The sequence below is a fragment of the Streptococcus sp. GMD4S genome (assembly GCF_000296955.1).
The window spans coordinates 1-1,703 of the sequence record NZ_AJRE01000016.1; the positions used below are offsets into that span (position 1 = coordinate 1).

The following is a 1,703-nucleotide window of genomic DNA, read 5'->3' on the forward strand; positions in this document are numbered from 1 at the left end:
TGTCTCATATGTTGGCTCTTCTGGTTTTGATGGCTCCGGTTGATCTGGAGTTTTTACCGGTGGAGTTGGCTCATTTTCGTAGTTTGGTGCTACTGGTGCTGGCTCCAATGGCTTCTCTGTCTCATATGTTGGCTCTTCCGGTTTTGACGGCTCCGGTTGATCTGGAGTTTTTACCGGTGGAGTTGGCTCATTTTCGTAGTTTGGTGCTACTGGAGCTGGTTCCAATGGTTTTTCTACTTCATAAGAAGGAGCTTGTGGAGCAGTTGGTTCAACTGGTGGAGTTGGTTTTTCCTTGGTAATTTTCGGAACGTTAACGGCACGAATCTTACCATTGAGTGAGTACCAGATGTTTGGTCTTTTACCTTCAGTATTGTCTCTTCCAGGTACTTGAGGCATTTCTGCTACAGACATCACATTGGTAGCAGATGTTGCACCAACTGTAACGTGATTCGTAGGACCGGACATACTAATAGCACCTGCACCATACCAAGAGTTTGGTGCATCTGATGAATCCCACCCCGATCCAGGTTCATTTGCTCTAGGATACATAGTCCAACGAGATCCACCCTGATCTTTTCTAAAATTGAGGGTTTTGGTAGCATAAATCATTCCATCTTTTTCATCAATAGATGAACCTGAAATTTTGATAAAAGTACCACTATAATCCTTGGCCATCTCAATAGAGTTGTGTTCACGGTTAAGTGAGGCTACTGAAAGAAGAGCATTGTCAAAATTAATTGGTTGGTCATTTTCATCGTAGAAGGTGAATTCATTTTTAATGAAAATTGACGTATCTTTTTCTACCTGACCCGTAAAGGCTGAAGCAAAAACCCCTAAAGTTGGGTCACTAAAGATTCCCAACCAAACTTTTCCAGTAGGATTTTTAAATTGCGAAGAAGGATCTACAGTATATTTGTAAACAATCTTGGAAATCTTTTTACCGTTGTAGTATGAATTTTGAAGGTTAGTATAAGTTGCAGTTACGCTTTGCCCACGTTCTAGAAGCACAGAGCCCCATTTAACCTCTGTTTTATTTCCTACATTAGTCGTCCAGTCTGATTTATCATTGATGTTACCATACAATTCCACTGAAGAAGTAGTTGCACCGTTTTCCAAGTTCTTGACATTTAGATTGTCTAACTGAAGATTTTTCTTGCCATATTGGTCTGTGTCTTTCTTAAAGGCTTCATCAACTGCTGCTGCAGTGAGAAGTTTTCCTTCCGTTTTGAGATCAAGTTGAGCATTCGATTCTAAGTCATAAACCAGACTCTGAGCAGATGGCTTAGACAAGTAACCATCTTGATCTTTATTCTTTTCAAGTTCTACCAATGCAGCCTTAATTTTGGCCTGCTCATCTTCATAAGCCTGCAACTTAGCCGGATACTCAGCCAACTCTTTCTTATATTTGGCAAGATCAGCTTCATATTTAGCTAATTTTGCTTCATAGTCAGTTTTAGCCGCGGCATTCCGTTGCTTGATTTCTTCGTTTTCAGCTTGGAGCGCTGCATTTTTAGCTGTGTTTTCTTCAACAGCCTTCTCATAAGCTGCTTTAGCATCAGCATTTGCCTTTTGAACACGAGCTAGTTCTGTCTGATAAGCCGCTAACTTAGTTTGGTAGTCTGTTTCGTTAGCTGCATTCGCTTGTTTGACTGCTGCCAAGTCTTTTTCGTATTGTGCTATTTTAGCCTCATAAGTTGCCTTGG

General features: G+C 40.9%; 1 protein-coding gene. It reads right to left on the minus strand.

From position 1 onward, the window contains the following. The coding region (locus GMD4S_RS00165; RefSeq protein ID WP_000574359.1) for a GbpC/Spa domain-containing protein at window positions 1-1,703 on the minus strand (1,703 nt) is incomplete at both ends.